Origin of the sequence: Bradyrhizobium sp. Ash2021 (assembly GCF_031202265.1) — a bacterium.
In the GTDB taxonomy this organism is placed as follows: Bacteria; Pseudomonadota; Alphaproteobacteria; order Rhizobiales; family Xanthobacteraceae; genus Bradyrhizobium.
Genome location: NZ_CP100604.1, coordinates 7,062,545 through 7,079,870, shown reverse-complemented (window position 1 = coordinate 7,079,870; position 17,326 = coordinate 7,062,545). Strand labels below are relative to the sequence as shown.

Here is a 17,326-nt window from a genome sequence, read left to right as displayed (position 1 = left end):
ACGTCTTCTGGCCACCGATCTGCGGGTCCGAGCAGGCATTCGAGAGTATGTTCATGCGTGTCATTTTCGTGCTCAACGGACTTGTCTCAGGAGGCGCCGAGCTCCATACGTTGCAGCTTGCCAATGCGCTGGCAACCAAAGGTGACGTTTGCATGATAGCGAGCCTCACCCGCAACGATTTGACGGCGCATCTCAGCAATAACCCCATACAAATGTTCAATGGAAACCGGATTTACGATCTTGGCACGCTATCGAGCGTCGCAAGGCTAATCCGCGCCTACAAACCCCAGGTAATCGTCGCGATAGAAGAAAGGCCACTGCTGTTCGCAACCATTTCCCGGCAACTGGCCGGGTCAAATGCCAAACTCGTATCAATACTTCATAAAGCGTACCTGCAGACCGGCAAGGAGCGCGTCTTCGATCGCCTTTACCGCCATGTCGCCGCCCGCGCGGACGCACTGATCTACGTTTCCCAGAACCAGCGCAAGCTATGGGAAGATCGCGGGTTTTCGCCTCACCGTTCGATCGTCATCCAGAATGGTGTGGACCTGCGTCGCTTTTCCGCTCATTCAGTTGTCGAATGGAGAGATCGAACCCGCTCGCAGTTGGGGCTCGCGCCAGACGATTATGTGATCGGCATGTGCGCTCAATTTCGTCCTGAGAAAAATCATTGTCAGTTGATCGACGCAGTGCGGGTTCTTCGAAATCGAGGCTATCCAGTGAAAGCGCTGCTGGTGGGAGCCGGTCCGACACAAGCGACTGTTGCGCAGTACGCTAGAGAAAATCGACTGCTGGAGCACGTAATCTTTGCTGGATACCAGCAAGACGTTCGACCTTATACAAGTGCGATTGACGTTGGCGTTCTCTGTAGTCTCTACGAAGCAGCCCCACTTGCCGTATTGGAAATGATGTCGATGGGTTTGCCGGTCGTCGCCTGCGACGTTGGTGGCACCGCCGAAATCGTAATCCCTGGGGAGACCGGCTATCTATTTCCGGTCGGAGATACGGACTCCTTGGTAAGCTCTATCGAGATCATGAGCGGCCCCCTTAAGCGAGAAGCGATCGGCCAGGCCGCATCAAAATTCGTCGCCGCGAATTTCGGAGTCGACCGCATGCTCGACAATTACAGGGCGTTCTTGAGCGAACTCTTGTTAGGGCAACGCCGATGCGATATCTGACTCATTCCGATAGAAACCGGCAGATATCCGCGGCTCTCTACTCGAAGATCACAGAGCTGCTGTTTGTCGGTCTACTGCTGGTCTTTATATATCCGTTTTTCATTGCAATTTCCGGGATCGATCCGACACTTCCTCTCGAAGACCAATCTCAAGTTAAAACAGTATACTATTTGCGGTTGGCGCTTCCGCTTTTGTGCCTTGCAATTACCTCTATGTATCGTGGTTTTGGATTATTGCTCTCTCTTCCCAGAGCCATCACGATATATCTTTTGCTTTGCCTTATATCGACTATATGGTCTGTAAACCCATATGACACATTTAAGTACACCTCATTGTTGTTTCTATACGTTCTTGCTGTCGCGGCTATCTGTCATGTTTTGAATATGGAGGTGGTCTGCAAAATCATCGTTAAGGTATTGGCGTTTTTGATTCTCGCGAGCGTGGTGATGGCGCTCGCCTTTCCGAATTATGGCACACACCAAGTGGTTGATGCCTTCGAAGGTATTCATGCCGGCCACTGGCGCGGAGTATTCGTCCACAAAAATCATTTGGGCGCTGCCGCGGCTATAGGCCTTTTCACCTTCATGTTTTTTCGGCGGCTCATGGATGCGTCCTTTGGCTTCCGCTTGACGTGTATTATTGCGGCGATTGCGTGCCTGATATTCGCCCAGTCGGCCGGCGCGTTGATCGCTATATGCGTTATGTTGGTCTATTACTGGGTGATAAGAACTGTTCCTGCTTCTGCAAATCTCCTGTTGCTGGTTATCTTTGGTGTGAGCGCACTGGCATATACAGCCTTCATTTTTTTCGGTGCGGACCTCGTAGCTGTCGTCGGACGCGACGTGACTTTGACCGGACGCACCGATATTTGGCCCATCGTGCTTGACGCAATTTGGCAGAAGCCCCTCCTTGGGTTCGGTTATTACGCTGCAACGCAAGATTTCGTGGGACCTATTCTCGATGCCTCGGTGGGGGTCCGCTATTCCCACAATGGCTATCTAGACGTCTTGCTTGGGACCGGGATTGTTGGTCTAGTTTCGTTGCTGTTTTGTTTTTTCTCAGTCCTAGTAGCAGGCATTGGCCGCGTGAAGACGTCTGCCGGCTCAGAAGCGGAGTGCTTTATGCTGCTTTTGACTTTTCTCATTTTAGGCCTGTTCTATTCCTTCTTTGAGGAAACAATAGCCTCGAATGAGGGCACGCTCGGCGCGCTGACTTTCTTATCTCTAACCGCGATCCCATTGTATTTGCGAGTCGATCGCGGCAATTGTCAGAGGCCGCGATCGATCGACACATGATTCTATGATAGCCAAAGTCGGAATGGTGATGTCGATCGGCGGCGTGGTCCCCTCCTCGTGTCTCGCATTGGTGAACTCGATCGCTGCCGGCTCCACACGGTCATGAGACAAGCGGAAGAACGCGCCGTTCATGATGCCACGCGGCCGCGGACAACTCGTTGTGGGTACTCCCGAGTCCACCCGTCCGTAATTCCTTTTAGTCGCGCATCAACATTGCTTGACCGGTTTAGCATGACCGTCTGGAACGTCTCATTCTCGCTAGCGTCACGAACATGCTGGCGACGGGAGACCATTGCATGCTGCCCGATCCGGCGAAGAGCCGCAATCCGCGGAGATCGCGCGCTGATCGGGACTCGCTTACGGAAGGATGTTGATTGATGATATGCGCGCCGACGAGGACGCCCATTGAATACAAGGGGCTGTCGTTTTTCGATCTGCCCAAGGCGCTATATGGATCCCTGGCAGACGGGATGGCCGACGAGAACAAGTGGCACTTCCGCCACAATAACACTGAGAGCCATATGGCCTTTCTCAGGGAGTGGGGCCCCCGGATGGCCAAGTGGGCCGATGACTTACGCTTTCCGAAGGGAAGCGTTCATCTCGATTTGGGCGCCGGAGAAGGCATACTGAGTTACCTCGTCGCGCGCCGTGGATACCACTCCATTGCCGTAGAGTTGTCTGCGACGATTCTTCACAGCGCGACCCTGTTCCGGGCTGGGCTTGATCGCGAGAGTCCGAACGGCGACTCTACAATGCGTCTTTGGATCGCGAATATTTATGATTTGCCTCTTGAGACCGCTAGCGTTGATTTTGTGACCATCAAGCAAGTCATCCACCACTTGGAAGATGTCGATGGCTTGATGAATGAGGTCTCACGCGTATTAAAGCCAGATGGAGTGGCCTATATTCTTTGGGAGCCCTTTTACACGAGTATTCCAGTTCTTCGGCAGCGCGAGCTTAAACGAGAGAGAGCTCGTGAGTTGCCGATGGGAATCCACCACGTATATCACACTTATGGAACTTATAAGCGCATATTTGATCGGTGGCTCGTTTCGCCAAAGATTGAGACGGAATATGAGATCAAAAAGCCGCGACACTATCTGACACGGAACCGCTTCACGCGCGGAATAATTTCGGCTTCTGGACATGCAAAGCCGCACCAACAATCCACTCGCGGCGCACGTGAGCAAATCCAAATTGAGCCGCAAGATTTTCTGTGCGAGGAATTGCTTGATCACGGTCTCAAGACCACCCTTTGTCGCAAGAGCTACCTGGACAGCCTTGCACGCACTTGAAGTTGACGTTGCGGCTCGCGCCCGGCTGAGGCGCGCTTTGCGAGAGCAGGTAGCTGGCGATCCGCGGGAGCCGGTCTTCACCTCGACGGTGAGCGCCATGCCCCGGGCCGAGATCGACGCGACGACCCGTCGTTAGGACCTGCAGATCAGGCCGGAAGGGCGGTGCTAACCTGCAGGTCCCCCCTCGCGGCTAAGGCGTGCACACATTTCTGAGGGTCCATCCTTGAACCATGTGTTCGAAGCGTTGCCAACCTCTTCGCATGGTGATCGGCCCTGGCGGACGCTCGGAAGCGTAGCCGGTCCAACCTCCAAGACGGGCAATGATCGTCTCCCTCCGGCGAGGGCCGCCTTGTTGGATTAGTCCAATTGGTGCGTAACAGTCCTTATGGACAGCCATAAGCGCAGTACTCAGCTTGAACGGCTTGAGGTGGTCGAGACTGGTCGCCGGCGGCGCTGGTCGGATGACGAGAAGCTGCGGATCGTCACCGAGAGCTTTCAAGCGCCGCGCGCGATATCGTCGACGGCGAGACGCCATGGCATATCGCGTTCGTTGCTGATGACATGGCGGCGCTCGTTCGGTCCCGAGCCGATCAGCCCTCAAAGCGAGCAATCCGGCTTTGCGCGGGTCGTCCTTGCCGCTGAGGTCGATCCGGCGGTTGCTGCCACGCCGACGAGCGGGCAGATGGTGATCGTCGTTGGCAGGGATCGTCGGGTGATTGTCGATGCCGGCGTCGATGCGGCCGCCCTGGCGCGGGTGCTGCAGGTTTTGGAGCGTCGATGATCCCGATCTCTTCGAGCGCACGCATCTGGATTGCGACCGGCTACACTGACATGCGCAAGGGCATGCAGGGTTTGTCATTATTGGTGCAGGAAAACCTTGGTCGTGATCCGTTCGCCGGAGATGTCTTCGTGTTCCGCGGACGCGGCGGTTCGCTGATCAAGGCCTTGTGGCACGATGGAATTGGATTGTCGCTCTACGCCAAGCGGTTGGACCGTGGCCGTTTTGTCTGGCCGGTGACGGTGGGCGGTGTGGTGGGGCTGACCGCGGCGCAGATGAGTTATCTGCTGGAGGCGATCGACTGGCGCAACCCGCAGCACACGTGGCGGCCACAGAGCGCAGGATAGGCTTAAAAAATGTTCTGAGGTGCGGAAGAAAAGACGCCTCAAATCGCCCCTTTTGTGATTCCATCAGGGCCATGGGTGACGGCCTTGAATCGCTGCCAGACGACATCGAAACGCTGAAAGCGGCATTGATCGTTGCTCGCGCGGAGGCGGCGGCCGCCCGCGCTCGGCAATCCGACGACCAGGCATTGATCGCCCATCTGAAGCTGCAGATCGAGAAACTCAACCGCGACCGCTATGGCCCGCGCTCGGAGCGTACCGCGCGGCTATTGGATCAGCTCGAACTGACGCTGGAGGAGCTGGAGAGTTCGGCGACGGAGGACGAACTCGCAGCCGAAATGGCCGCGGCCAAAACCACGAAGGTGGCGTCGTTCACCCGCAAGCGGCCGTCACGTCAGCCGTTCCCGGAGCATCTGCCTCGCGAGCGGGTGATCGTACCGGGACCTGTGGCGTGTGCCTGCTGTGGCGGCGCGCAGCTGTCCAGGCTCGGCGAGGACATCACCGAGACGCTGGAGGTCATCCCGAAGTCCTGGAAGGTGATCCAGCACGTCCGCGAGAAGTTTACTTGCCGTGATTGCGAGAAGATCAGCCAGGCCCCGGCGCCGTTCCATGTGCTTGCCCGCGGCTGGGCGGGGCCAAGCCTGCTGGCGATGGTGCTGTTCGAGAAGTTTGGTCAACATCAGCCGCTGAACCGGCAAGCAGAGCGCTATGCCAAGGAGGGCGTGCCGATCAGTCTGTCGACCCTGGCCGACCAGGTCGGCGGCTGTACGGCGGCGCTGGCACCGTTGTTCAGGCGCCTCGAGGCCTATGTGCTGAGCGCCGAGCGATTGCACGGGGACGACACCACGGTCCCGGTCCTGGCCAAAGGCAAGACCGATACCGGCCGGATCTGGGTCTATGTGCGCGACGACAAGCCTTTTGGCGGGCAGGCCCCGCCGGGGGCGGTGTTCTATTACTCGCGCGATCGCGCCGGCGAGCATCCCCAGGCTCACTTGGCCAACTACAGTGGAATCTTCCAGGCTGACGCCTACGGCGGCTATGGCAAGCTCTATGAGCTTGGCCGCACGCCTGGGCCTATCCTGGAAGCGGCCTGTTGGGTCCACGCCCGGCGGCCATTCTTCGTGATGGCCGATCTGGCCGAGAACGCGCGTCGCAAGGCTCAGGGCAAGAAGCCGGCAGTGATCTCGCCGCTGGCGCTGGAAACAGTCCGCCGGATCGACGCCCTGTTCGAGATCGAGCGGGCCATTAACGGTCAGAGCGCCGAAAGGCGCAAGGCCGTCCGGCAGGAACTCAGCGCGCCGCTCGTGGCCGATCTGCAAGCCTGGATGCGCGCGCAACGCGCCAAGCTCTCGCGCGGCAACGATGTCGCCAAGGCCATGGACTACATGCTCAAGCGCTGGAGCGCATTTACCCGCTTCCTCGATGACGGCCGCATCTGCCTGTCAAACAATGCGGCCGAGCGTGGCGTGCGCGGCATCGCTTTGGGTCGGAAGTCGTGGTTGTTCTGCGGCTCGGATCGCGGCGGCGAGCGGGCCGCGGTGATGTACAGCCTCATCGTCACCGCCAAGATGAACGACGTCGATCCGCAAGCCTGGCTCGCCGACGTTCTCGCGCGCATCGCCGAGCATCCTGTCCAAAGGCTCGACGAACTGCTGCCATGGAATTGGCGCTCCGCCATCCGCAACGTTGATCAAGCAGCCTGAGCCGAAAATGACCCGCGCGCGGTCTTCGCCGGATGCTTACCAATGATCCAGGCGAGCCAGTCGATCGAATGCTTGGCATGCGGGTTCTTTTGCTTGGCGGTCTTACCTTCGAGATGGACCTGCAAGGCTTCGAGCATGGGCAGTTGGTCGGCCGCGACAACATCGGTGGCCGGGCGATCGACCGTGCCATCACGTGCGAGCACGAGCTGCATGATCCTGGTGGCTGCGATCATCGCGATGGCGGCGAGATTGAACGTAAGCGCCAAGCCGATGCCGTTTAGGTCTTGTATTTCCAAGGCATGAGTTCATCGATCTGAGAGATCGGCCACCTGTTGGCGATTCGCTCGAGCGTCTGCGTCAGCCAGGCGAGCGGATCGACGTCGTTCATTTTTGCCGTCTGCAGAAGGGTGGCGATGGTTGCCCACGTCCTGCCACCGCCATCGCTACCCGCGAAGAGCGCATTCTTTCGCGTTATTGTCTGGGGTCTGATGGCCCGTTCGACAATGTTGGAATCGATTTCGACACGACCGTCGAGGAGGAAGCGCCCGAGAGCCTCGCGTCGGGACGTGGCGTAGCGGATCGCCTCGGCCAGTTTTGACTTTCCCGAGATGCGCGGCAATTCTGTTTCCCAGCGTTTGAAGAGGTCAGCTACGATGGCCGCCGAACGGTCCCGACGCGCGGTCAGGCGTGCGGCAGGATCGCGGCCGCGGATCTCCTCTTCAATCTTCCAGACCTCGGCCATCGTCGTGATCGTCTGCGTCGCAATTTGCGAACTGCCGTTGATGTGCAGTTCATAGAACCGTCTGCGCAGATGTGCCCAGCAGCCCGCGAGAGCCATCACTTCATTGGAGCCGGCTTTCGCTTTGGCCAGCTGTGTGTAGGCGGCGTAACCATCCACCTGCAGAATGCCGGTGAAGCCTGCCAGATGACGCGCCACGCAGTCGCCGCTGCGGCTGTCCTCGAAGCGATAGGCGACCATCGGCGGACTGGTGCGCCCGAAGGGCCTGTCGTCGCGCGCATAGGCCCATAACCAGGCCTTTTGGGTCTTGCCGTTTCCCGGCGCCAGCGTCGGCAACGTGGTTTCGTCGGCGAACACCCTGTCGCCCTGCTTGATGCGCTCGAGAACATAGTCCGCCAGAGGCTGCAGTTCGAAGCCGACCTTGCCCATCCATTGGGCCATCAGCGAACGGCTCAGTTCGGTCTTGTCGCGGGCGTAGATCGTCTCCTGCCGATACAGCGGCAGGCCGTCGGCATATTTGGCGACGGCGATCTGGGCCAGAAGCGCCTCGGTCGGAATGCCGCTTTCGATGATATGGGGCGGCGCCGGCGCCTGGATCACGCCGTCGCGGCCACGATAGGCGTATTTCGGACGGCGGGTCACCAGCACCCGGAACTTCGCCGCCGTCACGTCGAGACGCTCTGACACGTCCTCGCCAATCAGGACCTTCTCCAGATCCTCGCAGCCGGGCGGGACCTCTGGCTCAATAACCTGCTCGATCCGCTCCAGGTGAGGCGCAAAGCCCTTGCGCGGCCGCGGCGCGCGCTTCGGCTCGTCCTTGGCCGCTGTCTCCAATTCGGCGTCGATCGCCGCCACGCCGGTCTCGATCTCGTCGAACACGAAGTCGATCTGCTCATCGTCCAGCCGTTCCCCGCGCACGCGTTCCGAGCGCGTGCCGTAAAGCATGCGTTCAAACGTCTTGACGATCGCCGTCAGCTCCGCAATTCGCGCATCCGAGGTGGTGTTGATCAGCTTGAGAGCCGCGATCTCGGAGGCTATGCGGCTATTCTCCGCCTCCATCGCCGCATGCTGCTCGACCGTGGCCAGGACCATCGCCTTGAGCGTATCAACATCGTTGGGAAGCTCTGCAACGGTCGGCATCATCGCCCGATATCAGAGCATGATCGCCGCTGAGTTTCGAGGCATTTCAAATGCCCCGATTCAAAATGTCACAGCCCTTTGCTAGCCAACCGATTGCGGACGCTGCACCGTTGTCGGTCGAACCTTTTTCCAGTCCATCCCGTCGACAAGGGCAAGCAACTGCGCATATTCAGCCGCACTGTTGCCGGCGCGATCCGCGGCCAACAAAACTGCTCCTTCTCGAGCGTTTTCGCAAACAGGCAAATACCGCCGCCGTCCCACCAAACGATCTTCACCCGGTCGGCTCGTTTCGAGCGGAAGACGTAGAGCGCTCCGTTGAAGGGATCAACACCGCCGTCGCGCACCAGGGCCATCAGCGACACCGGTCCTTTGCGGAAGTCGACCGGCGTGCTGGCAACATAAACTTCAACGCCCGACGGGATCATGCCTTGCGAACCGCACGGATGACATTGGCGAGATGATCAGGCTCGACATCGCTTCCGGCGCGCAACACCACTTCACCAATGACAATTTCCACCAGCGCGCGGCTCACCGCTGCAAAGCGCTCGAACCGCATTGGCCGACCGGCGTCTACCGCCCCGTTCCCGATCGCAGCCCTCGCTGCCCGATCTGGTTGGCGAGCCAGGCGAGGGACGTGATATAGAATCGGGTCTCGCGCTCGACCTTGTCGGCGATTTCCCGGGTGCTTTCGACCATGACGACGCCCTCCAATTGCGGCCAGTCGTGGCGTTCTTTGAGCCAGGCGACGTCGTGGATGGCGGTGTAGCGTCTGGTTTCGATGCGGCCGTGATCGCCATCGACCGTCTCGTGGCGGCTGATCTTGGCATCCTTGAAATCATTGGCTTTCTGCTCGGCCACGAACAGCTCGACATCGTCACGCAGAGCGCTCTGATTGCCCTTGAGGGCGAGAATGTAATCAGCCTTGTTGTCCACGATCTTCTTGGCAATGCCGCGCTGGCAGCCCATTGAAGGAGCCATCGATCGTCAGGAGCCGCTATTTACTCCTTTTTAGGTAGCCACGATAATCCGAATGGTTGACTGGTATCAGGCGTGGCCCCGTTGCAATGTTTGGCCGAGCCGAAAGCTTGGTGGTCAGGGAGCCGTAAACAAGGCGTGCGGCACTGAAACGAAACAGGTTAAAAAAGGCACCCTACCGATCGGGAGTGCGTATTATGTTAGTTCCCTCCTTACCATTAACTGGCGTGCGAAGCCGAGCTCCGCTGCGGTTGGGCCTGGCTGGAGGGGGTACTGATGTAAGCCCCTACCCAGAGCAATATGGTGGCGCGGTTCTAAATGCGACAATCAATCGATACGCATTTGCTTTCATTGAGCCATCACCCGATTGGAAGGTGCGCTTCATCGCTACTGATCTGGAGGTTGAGGAAACATTTGCCCTCGATTTGGAGGCGATTTCTACCGCGCGCCTCAAGCTGCACGCTGCTGTTTACAGTCGAATGGTCCGTGAATTTGCCGGTGGTTGCCCGCTTGCCATTACTGTGCGTACATTGGTCGATGCGCCCGCTGGCTCCGGTTTAGGCTCCTCATCGGCGCTCGTGGTTGCGCTTGTTGAGGCCTTTCGGGCAGTGCTCGATCTTCCGTTGGGCGCGTATGAGATCGCTCACCTGGCATTTGAGGTAGAGCGTATAGACCTGGGCCTTGCTGGAGGCAAGCAGGACCAATACGCAGCAGCCTTTGGGGGTATTAACTTTATCGAGTTCATGGCGGATAATAAGGTTATCGTTAATCCGCTTCGAATCTCTCGAGCTACTTTGAATGAGCTGGAGACCTCCCTTATCACATGCTTTTCCGGTATTTCGCGACAATCCGACGAGATAATTGAGCATCAAAAACAGGGCATACTCAATAAATCTGCCAAGACTCTTGAGAGCCTGCATCTCTTGAAGGGTGATGCGATTGAGATGAAACGAGCACTGTTGCTTGCGGACATCCCCGCTATGGCTCTTATTCTCAATAGGTCTTGGGCCGCGAAAAAGGAAACTTCGAGCGCAGTCACAAACCAGCGCATCGACGAGCTAAATGCGAGAGCTCTTGAGACGGGTGCCCTGGCGGGCAAAGTCTCCGGCGCGGGAGGGGGCGGATTCATCATGTTCATCGTGCCACCAGAGCGGCGGTTCAATATCATTCGCAGCCTCAATGATACCGGAGCAGCCGCCAGTCCTGTGCAATTCACATCTGTCGGCGCCGAGTCCTGGGTCGTGCCGACTGCCAGTCCGATGAGTTCTCAGTCGGCAAGCGCTGGCCGTGGTCGACCTTTCAATGCTGCGACCAGTAACCTGCGATGATCGACCGCAATTTCGGCCGTGGACGACGGCCTTGCTTTCGCAATGGCAATTCAAGGAGCGTTTATCGTGCTCGCTGCTGATATTGAATTTGTTTCGAAGCACCTAGATGAGTCCCGCCGCGTTCTCGACGAGGCATGCACATCGGCCGAATTCATGTCCGCCGTCATCAGCATCTCCGCGACCATCTCGAGTGCTATGAGAGCAGGTCACAGGTTGTTTATCGCTGGGAATGGCGGCAGCGCTAGCGACGCGCAGCATATCGCTGGCGAATTTCTCTCGCGTCTCAACTATGATCGAGCTCCACTGCCCGCGATTGCTCTTACTACGGACAGCTCTGTCATGACGGCCATCGGAAACGATTACGGTTATGAACACCTTTTCGAGAGGCAGATCCTTGGCCTCGCACGATCGAATGACGTTTTCATTGGCATCTCGACTTCTGGACGATCGCCAAATGTCCTTCGTGCCCTTGCCGCTGGTCACGAATTAGGGATGACCACCATCGGGTTTACTGGCCGATCTGCGCCAGCCATGAGCGAACACTGTAATCTAATGCTGTGCGCGCCATCGAATTCGACGCCACAGATCCAGCAAATCCATATCGTGGCGGCCCACGCTATCTGTGGCCTGGTCGAAAGCTCGTTATTCCCTCGAGATTTGTAATCTTCAGTGATTACCGTGCGACAAGCAGTGGTGTTGTGCGGCGGATTCGGAAGCCGCCTGGGTCCGCTGACCGCGCGAACGCCAAAACCATTACTCCCGATCGGAGAGCATCCCCTTCTCGAGATCCTGCTTGGTCAAATCGGCCGTTATGGATTTGATCGGGTACTATTGCTCGCAGGCTTTGAAGGTAGGCAGGTGATAGACTTCGCGAGAAGGACAGACGCGACTCGTCGATTTGGTCTCACGATCGACGTCGTGACGGAGCCCAAACCGCTGGGGACTGGGGGGGCACTGCGCTTTGCCCGCGGCGCTTTGGAGGAGACTTTCTTGCTATTGAACGGTGACACCTGGTTCGACATTGATCTCCTTCAACTTTGCGCGTTTGCGGAGGAGAGGCCGCAAGCTATCGCTACTGTGGCACTGCGCCGACTGCAAGATAGCGCCCGATATGGGGTTCTTGAGCTCGATAGTGATGGCTGGATTCGCCACTTCGCCAGCCGTTCCCAAATCGTGGGTTCAGCATTGATCAACGGTGGTGTCTATTTAATGCACCGCGACATCACAATGCAGATTCGTGACGTGTCCTCCCTTGAAGAAGACGTATTTCCCGCGTTGGCCGCGCAGCAGCGTGTTGCAGGAGTCGTCTTCGACGGGTTCTTCATAGATATTGGGGTGCCAGAGTCGTATCTAAACGCGCAAACTGCAATACCGGCGCGGTTGAAGAAACCGGCAGTTTTCCTGGATCGCGATGGAGTTCTGAATTTTGATGACGGCCACGTGGGATCAGTCGATCGCTTTCGATGGATGCCGGGTGCCTTCGAAGCGGTCCGCAGATTAAACAAGGAGGGGTATTACGTATTCGTCATTACCAATCAAGCCGGTGTCGCACACGGACTCTATCAGGAGCAGGACGTGCGGGAGTTGCATCGTTGGATGTCGCAGGAGCTGCGTGCGCGTGGTGCGCAACTAGATGACGTGAGGTACTGTCCATTTCATCCAGCAGGAAAAGTTCTTTCGTATCGGAAGAGTTCGGATTGGCGCAAGCCCGCGCCTGGTATGTTACTCGATTTGATCGCATGCTGGCCCGTCAACGTCGAGCGCAGCTTTGTCATCGGGGACAAGGATATTGATATTGAGGCGGCGCAGCGCGCGGGCCTTGTGGGCTACAAGTTCGGTGGCGGCGATCTTGTCTCCTTTGTCGATGGTCTCCTTTGTCGATGAATGTATTGCAGACCGGATGAAGCGCGTAGGCTCGGAGTAAAAACACACTTCTGGGATCAGTGGTCTCAGAACGACGAATAGTGTGCGCTGGGCAGCGCATGAATCATGGGGGTTGAAGTCCCCCTCGGCGATCGGATGAGGGGCGCTGTATCCAAAAGCGGGGGCAATGCCTCGCCCGGCGCCTTGCTGCAGACCATGATCCATCAACGCTACAAACTGCGCCGCAGCGTCATCGTCACCTCCAATCGCGTCGTGCAGGATTGGGGCACATACCTGGGGCATAATACCATGAGAACGACGATCCTCGATCGCCTCATGCATCATTGCCATCTGCTCGAGTTCGATGGACGAAGCTATCGCCTCAAAGAAGCCGCTGAAGCCCTTGCCCGCGAAACAAAGTCAAACTAACAATCCACTTCTGTCCTGCCTTGTGGGTGGAGGAGTTTGACTGACCCTACCCGGGGGAATTTGAAGTGACCCGCGGGGAGCCTGCGCCAGCACGCGACGCACGGTCGTGTGATGCAGGTGAGCTGGCGCGCGATGGTGCCGCAGCGCCACTTTTCGACGTGATACAGGCGCAGGATCCGGGCCTCCAGTTCAGCGGTGATGGTCACAAACACGCTCCGTGGTCAGTCGGGTGGATCGAGGGACGGCCCGCGACGTCGCACGAAGTCGATCCGCACGAACAATGGCAGCCGGCTGCAGCAGCGACAGCATCGTGATGAACGCGATGTCGCTGTCGCCGCAGGGTCTTCGAGACGTGCCGGTTGGCCGCCGGCGACAGCGATCGAGGCCGGCGGCACTACATCATCCACTTCCGGAGCGGGTGAACCTGATGCGTCACGGTTTTATTACGGGCGCGGTAACGTCGAGCGCGAGCCGCATGCAGATGGCGGCCGCGACGGGTGCGTTGATAGCGCCGGCCGGCGTTGCGCACGCTCGCCCGCCGCATCGTCCTGGAGCACTCGGCTGTGCAATAGCGCTGACCGCGATCGCAACGACCACAGATCAGCACCTGGGCCCGGCAGCGGGCACACAAGAACAAGCGGCCCGCGGCCTGCATCGGCGATCCCCGGCAAATGCCGAAGACAAGGCCGACGTGAGGCTCGACGGATGCGCGATGGCCGCTATACTGCGCGCCACGCAATCCCCGTCTGCCGATCACGCAGACTGTTGGTGGATTGGTACAGGCGCGGCTCCGGCTTCACTTTGCAGGGTTACGACGGCGCCGCGCCTGTGGTCTCTTCAGCGACCCTTCCTATCCGCCGAGGCGGGGGCGCTGCGCAACCCGGGACAGCTCCGCGCCCCGCCCAGCCCGTCGTGGGGAAACACGTCTTCGGCCATCCGTACGGAAGTAGCCGCCCGCTCAATCTCGCCGCGCGTACGATGTCGCCAGATTTACGCGGTTCTCGAAAGCCATCGACAATAATTAAATGATACGAGCGAGTCATCATCTAACCTGAAAGAAAGTTGGAAGAAGGCTTGAGATAACGGCGCGATCCTCGCTTGTGAAAAGAAGTAGCCACGCCGATCCGGCATACAGAGCAAAGGATATCGCTGCCTGAAGTATGGTCGAGGGCAGCGTCCGATCGTCGAACGGCAACATCAAGAGATAGGCGAGCCCTGATGTCATCACAGCCAATGCGGTTGTCATTGCGACGGAGGTATCGACGATCTTGATTCCAAACATGGTGCGCACGACAGCGTAGCGAACGAGATCAACCCCAACGAGCGTGGCAAAGCTTGCTACCGCGGCGCCCAATTGTCCGTAGCGCGGAACCAGGATCGAGCAGATCAGCAGAGAGAAGAGAAGTCCGGATCCCAAGAGGGCGGTCTCCCGGAGATGCCAACCAGTCATCGAAAGCGCAAATCCGCTGTATCGGAATATCGTCTGTAGAAATGTTCTTGCAGCGATAACTGCGACAACGGCGAAATCCACCGCAAAGGACGGCCCGAGTACTAGATCAATGCGGTCTCCCCAGAAGAGAACGGCGGCGAAGATCGGCGCTGATAGGATGGCAGCGCGACGGATATTGTCCGCTAGCACCTTCTCCATTGCAATGAGGTCTTTGTGCCGAAAACACAACGCGACACGAGCGCCTAAGGTTTGTCCGAGCGACTCCCCTGCAAGGCCGATAAGCTGTGCGACCATGAGGATAACCGCGTATTGGCCGACGTCTTTTGACGTTCCAAAGTGACCAAGAAAGAGTGAGTCAGCAGTCCCGAGCCAGGTGGAAAAAACCATCGAAGCTCCTAAGCTTGGCGAATAAACAAATAGGGACCGAATGTCCGCCCAATCCTGGGGACGTCCTGTCCTAGATCCTGTCAAGTCCTTTCGGGCTTGCAGAGCGAGCACAGCCCAGGAAATCACATACGACGCGGATGTGCCAACGACGACCGCCCACAGGCGCAAGCCAATTGCAAAAAGAAGCCCTATAAGCAATAGGCGAGCCGTTGGCTGAACCACACAATTGGCAATTACGTATGGCTCGGGCCTCAATATTCCGCGATAGGCGCCGCTCAACACGGCGAGGTCAGTTGCAAAGGGGAGCGCAATCAGGGTGACGAGCAGAATGCTCGAGAACTGGGGATACCGGTAGATGGCCTCCTCGACAAAGGTGCTCAATCCCATCGCGGCAACCACGCATGGAGCCAGTGCGAGGCCGAACGCTAGGGAGCGGAAGAATGTTAGTTGCGTGAGTCGGGCCGAAAGCCGCTCCGGCTCGGCTCCGAGATGGCGCAGCAAAGCAACATTAAGCCCGAGGGGAGTAATGATGCCGCAGCTTTCTAGGATATTTCGAGCCACAATGAAGATGCCATACTGGGGCGCACCAATTACCCGCGCGAGTATGATCCCAGCCACGAAACTCACGGCTTTCGCGTAGATCATTGCGGCGGCGTTGAGCGGCGCTCCTTTCAGGAAGTGATAGGAGGAAGCAAGCTCTGTGGTCCTGCTGGAGGCCATAACTGGAATATCCCTTCATTTTCGACGTAGGTCAGGAACGATGCAGCACCTCGGCGAAGCGCCGCGAAATCTGAGCGGCGAGAAGGGGAACGGTCCGTTCGACGGTGAGGGCAGCGATCCGTTTGACGTGAGCGTCATCTCCATCTCGGAATTGGCCGACGCGGGCGCTTGGGAGAAGCAGCCAGTTCCGGGCAGACTATTTGTCAATGGGCATCTCTTTTGAGTGTGCGTCGATCCAATGGATGACGGGAGGGGGCCGAGCCGAGATCACGCGGCCCGGCGGCTCGCCCGCGACAGGCCTCCAGGTGCCCGTGCGGGTAGATATACGACACGTCGTGGATCTCTGCACTATGACCTGCGGCTCGCAGGTCGGTGGGGTCGACGTTAAAGCGAAATCCGGATTGCGGCGATTTCTCACCGCCGATCGTATCCCAAATAAAACAATGCTCTCCGGTCATCAGCATCACGGTTGAAGATAGATCATCGTAACTGCGCGAGCAACGCGCCGCGCCGTCCGCTCACATGAGAAGCAGGGAAGCCGAAAGGGGTAACCCGAAAGGGGTAACCCGAAAGGGTCCGCACATCGGGCGATTCGTCGGAGAGGTGTTCGATCGAATCGGTCGAGTGTAGACGTTGGGGCGAGCACGTCAGTATCTGCCTCGTGCGGGACCTCACGATAAGATCACCGACGGGGCCAAGGGAGGCTCAGCAGGTCGGTCGGCGGATTAGCTTCCAGTTGCTGCCGACTGAGCGACGTGTAGTAGAGAGTTTTCCACTCCGTCGTCAGCTTGATCCAGTTGTTCAAACCGGCCGCGGTGTTGTTCACGTTCAACCCCGCGTATTGAGCAGTGGAGCTTCGCCACCAATCGGCGCCGATCTGGGCAACCAGATTCGCGTTGGGATCGTTGGTCTTCATCTGCGCTTCAATGAAGACACCGTCGACCGTTCCGGGAGTGAAAGTTCCGCGCGCCGTGGGCCAGAAATGGTCGTTATATCCGCTCGGCGGCGCGTCCATGGATACACTGCCATCTGACAACTTTTGCATGGTCAGGGCCGTGTGCGCATCAGTGGAGAAATCCGCGACGTAATGGCCTCCGCTGATGCCGACCTGCGCTTGGTCTTGTACTTTGACCCAGGTTCCGTTGGTGAGGTGAACGTAGGTCGTGAAGTCCTGTACCTGCACAGTGTCGTTGGCATTGTTCGGGCTGACCGCTGCTCCGGCCTGCTGATAAACCTGGGCCCATGCCGACAGAGCCGACCACCCAGATGGCGGTGGCGTCGTTGGCGTGCTGGACGTATCTCTATCCCAGGAAAGCCCGAGCGGAAATCCTTGGCTATTGCCGGGCGTATTTTGGCGGATGGCTTCCGACAACGCGGTTGATGGGGGGGAGGAATGCATTGGCCCTGGCGAACGGGACGAGGCGAGCTTCTCCAGGCGGGAGTCGATCGCAGGCGAAACGTCGGCGGCATCAGAATCGATGGCGAAGCCATCGAGCGGCGAACAGGCCAAGAAAAGAAGCCCGACAACAGCACCGACAACTCGACCAGTGGATGACATATAAATCCCGTATGGAATTCCGCTCGTTGTACGCCTACGCGAGCCCGGCTCATGCGCTCCGGTATCTTCATCCCCCTATTGCCGACGATCATGCGGTGCACAGGCAGCATGTGGCGCCAACCAGTGACGCTCAGAGCAATCCGT

Annotated in this window: 16 protein-coding genes and 2 pseudogenes; 11 read left to right on the top strand and 7 right to left on the bottom strand. The window is 58.2% G+C overall.

Features of this window, described 5'->3' with window-relative positions:
* The first annotated feature begins 53 nt into the window (after window positions 1-53).
* The 6 genes from NL528_RS34145 (at window position 54) to NL528_RS34120 (ending at window position 6,593) form a co-directional block, all read left to right on the top strand.
* On the top strand, window positions 54-1,178 hold the full coding sequence (locus NL528_RS34145; RefSeq protein WP_309178758.1) for a glycosyltransferase: 1,125 nt from the start codon (window positions 54-56) through the stop codon (window positions 1,176-1,178).
* Window positions 1,166-2,473 carry an O-antigen ligase gene (locus NL528_RS34140; protein ID WP_309178757.1) on the top strand — a complete coding sequence of 436 codons (1,308 nt, stop codon included), beginning with the start codon at window positions 1,166-1,168 and terminating at the stop codon, window positions 2,471-2,473. The genes NL528_RS34145 and NL528_RS34140 overlap by 13 nt, the downstream gene beginning before the upstream one ends.
* A gap of 470 nt (window positions 2,474-2,943) precedes the next feature.
* Window positions 2,944-3,768 carry a class I SAM-dependent methyltransferase gene (locus NL528_RS34135; RefSeq protein WP_309178756.1) on the top strand — a complete coding sequence of 275 codons (825 nt, stop codon included), beginning with the start codon at window positions 2,944-2,946 and terminating at the stop codon, window positions 3,766-3,768.
* A gap of 385 nt (window positions 3,769-4,153) precedes the next feature.
* Window positions 4,154-4,549, top strand: a complete 396-nt coding sequence (locus tag NL528_RS34130) for a transposase (RefSeq protein ID WP_309176640.1) — start codon at window positions 4,154-4,156, stop codon at window positions 4,547-4,549.
* Window positions 4,546-4,893 (top strand): IS66 family insertion sequence element accessory protein TnpB, encoded by a 348-nt coding sequence (gene tnpB / locus NL528_RS34125; RefSeq protein WP_309176639.1) that lies wholly within the window; start codon window positions 4,546-4,548, stop codon window positions 4,891-4,893. Before NL528_RS34130 ends, tnpB (NL528_RS34125) begins: the two co-directional genes overlap by 4 nt.
* A gap of 71 nt (window positions 4,894-4,964) precedes the next feature.
* A complete protein-coding gene (locus NL528_RS34120) occupies window positions 4,965-6,593 on the top strand; it encodes an IS66 family transposase (protein WP_309176638.1) in 1,629 nt (542 codons plus the stop codon).
* On the opposite strand, the gene NL528_RS34115 is transcribed toward NL528_RS34120, so the two are convergent.
* The 5 genes and pseudogenes from NL528_RS34115 to NL528_RS34095 all read right to left on the bottom strand — a co-directional run.
* Window positions 6,581-6,826 carry a hypothetical protein gene (locus tag NL528_RS34115; protein ID WP_309178755.1) on the bottom strand — a complete coding sequence of 82 codons (246 nt, stop codon included), beginning with the start codon at window positions 6,824-6,826 and terminating at the stop codon, window positions 6,581-6,583. The genes NL528_RS34120 and NL528_RS34115 overlap by 13 nt on opposite strands.
* A 44-nt stretch (window positions 6,827-6,870) precedes the next feature.
* On the bottom strand, window positions 6,871-8,475 hold the full coding sequence (locus NL528_RS34110; RefSeq protein WP_309178753.1) for an IS66 family transposase: 1,605 nt from the start codon (window positions 8,473-8,475) through the stop codon (window positions 6,871-6,873).
* 65 nt (window positions 8,476-8,540) lie between these two features.
* A complete protein-coding gene (gene tnpB / locus NL528_RS34105) occupies window positions 8,541-8,897 on the bottom strand; it encodes an IS66 family insertion sequence element accessory protein TnpB (RefSeq protein ID WP_309178752.1) in 357 nt (118 codons plus the stop codon).
* Window positions 8,894-9,028: a hypothetical protein gene (locus NL528_RS34100; protein WP_309178751.1), complete on the bottom strand. Its 135-nt coding sequence runs from the start codon at window positions 9,026-9,028 to the stop codon at window positions 8,894-8,896. Before NL528_RS34100 ends, tnpB (NL528_RS34105) begins: the two co-directional genes overlap by 4 nt.
* 47 nt (window positions 9,029-9,075) lie before the next feature.
* Window positions 9,076-9,441, bottom strand: a pseudogene (locus NL528_RS34095) (ISAs1 family transposase); the annotation flags it as partial.
* Between the two features lie 203 nt (window positions 9,442-9,644).
* Here NL528_RS34095 and NL528_RS34090 point away from each other — a divergent pair.
* From NL528_RS34090 to NL528_RS34075, 4 genes and pseudogenes are all read left to right on the top strand, one after another.
* The gene (locus NL528_RS34090) at window positions 9,645-10,775 is read left to right on the top strand and encodes a GHMP kinase (protein ID WP_309178749.1); all 1,131 of its coding nucleotides are present in this window, start codon (window positions 9,645-9,647) and stop codon (window positions 10,773-10,775) included.
* 42 nt (window positions 10,776-10,817) lie between these two features.
* Window positions 10,818-11,438, top strand: coding sequence for a D-sedoheptulose 7-phosphate isomerase (locus tag NL528_RS34085; protein WP_375144090.1), 621 nt, complete (start codon window positions 10,818-10,820; stop codon window positions 11,436-11,438).
* 15 nt (window positions 11,439-11,453) lie between these two features.
* Window positions 11,454-12,659, top strand: a complete 1,206-nt coding sequence (locus NL528_RS34080) for an HAD-IIIA family hydrolase (RefSeq protein ID WP_309178747.1) — start codon at window positions 11,454-11,456, stop codon at window positions 12,657-12,659.
* Between the two features lie 177 nt (window positions 12,660-12,836).
* Window positions 12,837-13,067 (top strand): annotated as a pseudogene (locus NL528_RS34075) (ATP-binding protein); the annotation flags it as partial.
* A 1,042-nt stretch (window positions 13,068-14,109) separates the two neighbouring features.
* Here NL528_RS34075 and NL528_RS34070 read toward each other — a convergent pair.
* Window positions 14,110-15,624, bottom strand: coding sequence for an oligosaccharide flippase family protein (locus NL528_RS34070; RefSeq protein ID WP_309178746.1), 1,515 nt, complete (start codon window positions 15,622-15,624; stop codon window positions 14,110-14,112).
* Window positions 15,625-15,664: 40 nt separating this feature from the next.
* On the opposite strand from NL528_RS34070, the gene NL528_RS34065 reads away from it, so the two are divergent.
* The gene (locus NL528_RS34065; protein ID WP_309178745.1) at window positions 15,665-15,847 is read left to right on the top strand and encodes a hypothetical protein; all 183 of its coding nucleotides are present in this window, start codon (window positions 15,665-15,667) and stop codon (window positions 15,845-15,847) included.
* A gap of 459 nt (window positions 15,848-16,306) precedes the next feature.
* On the opposite strand, the gene NL528_RS34060 is transcribed toward NL528_RS34065, so the two are convergent.
* Entirely contained in the window at window positions 16,307-17,182 is an 876-nt protein-coding gene (locus NL528_RS34060) for a hypothetical protein (protein WP_309178744.1), read from the bottom strand.
* Window positions 17,183-17,326: the final 144 nt, after the last annotated feature.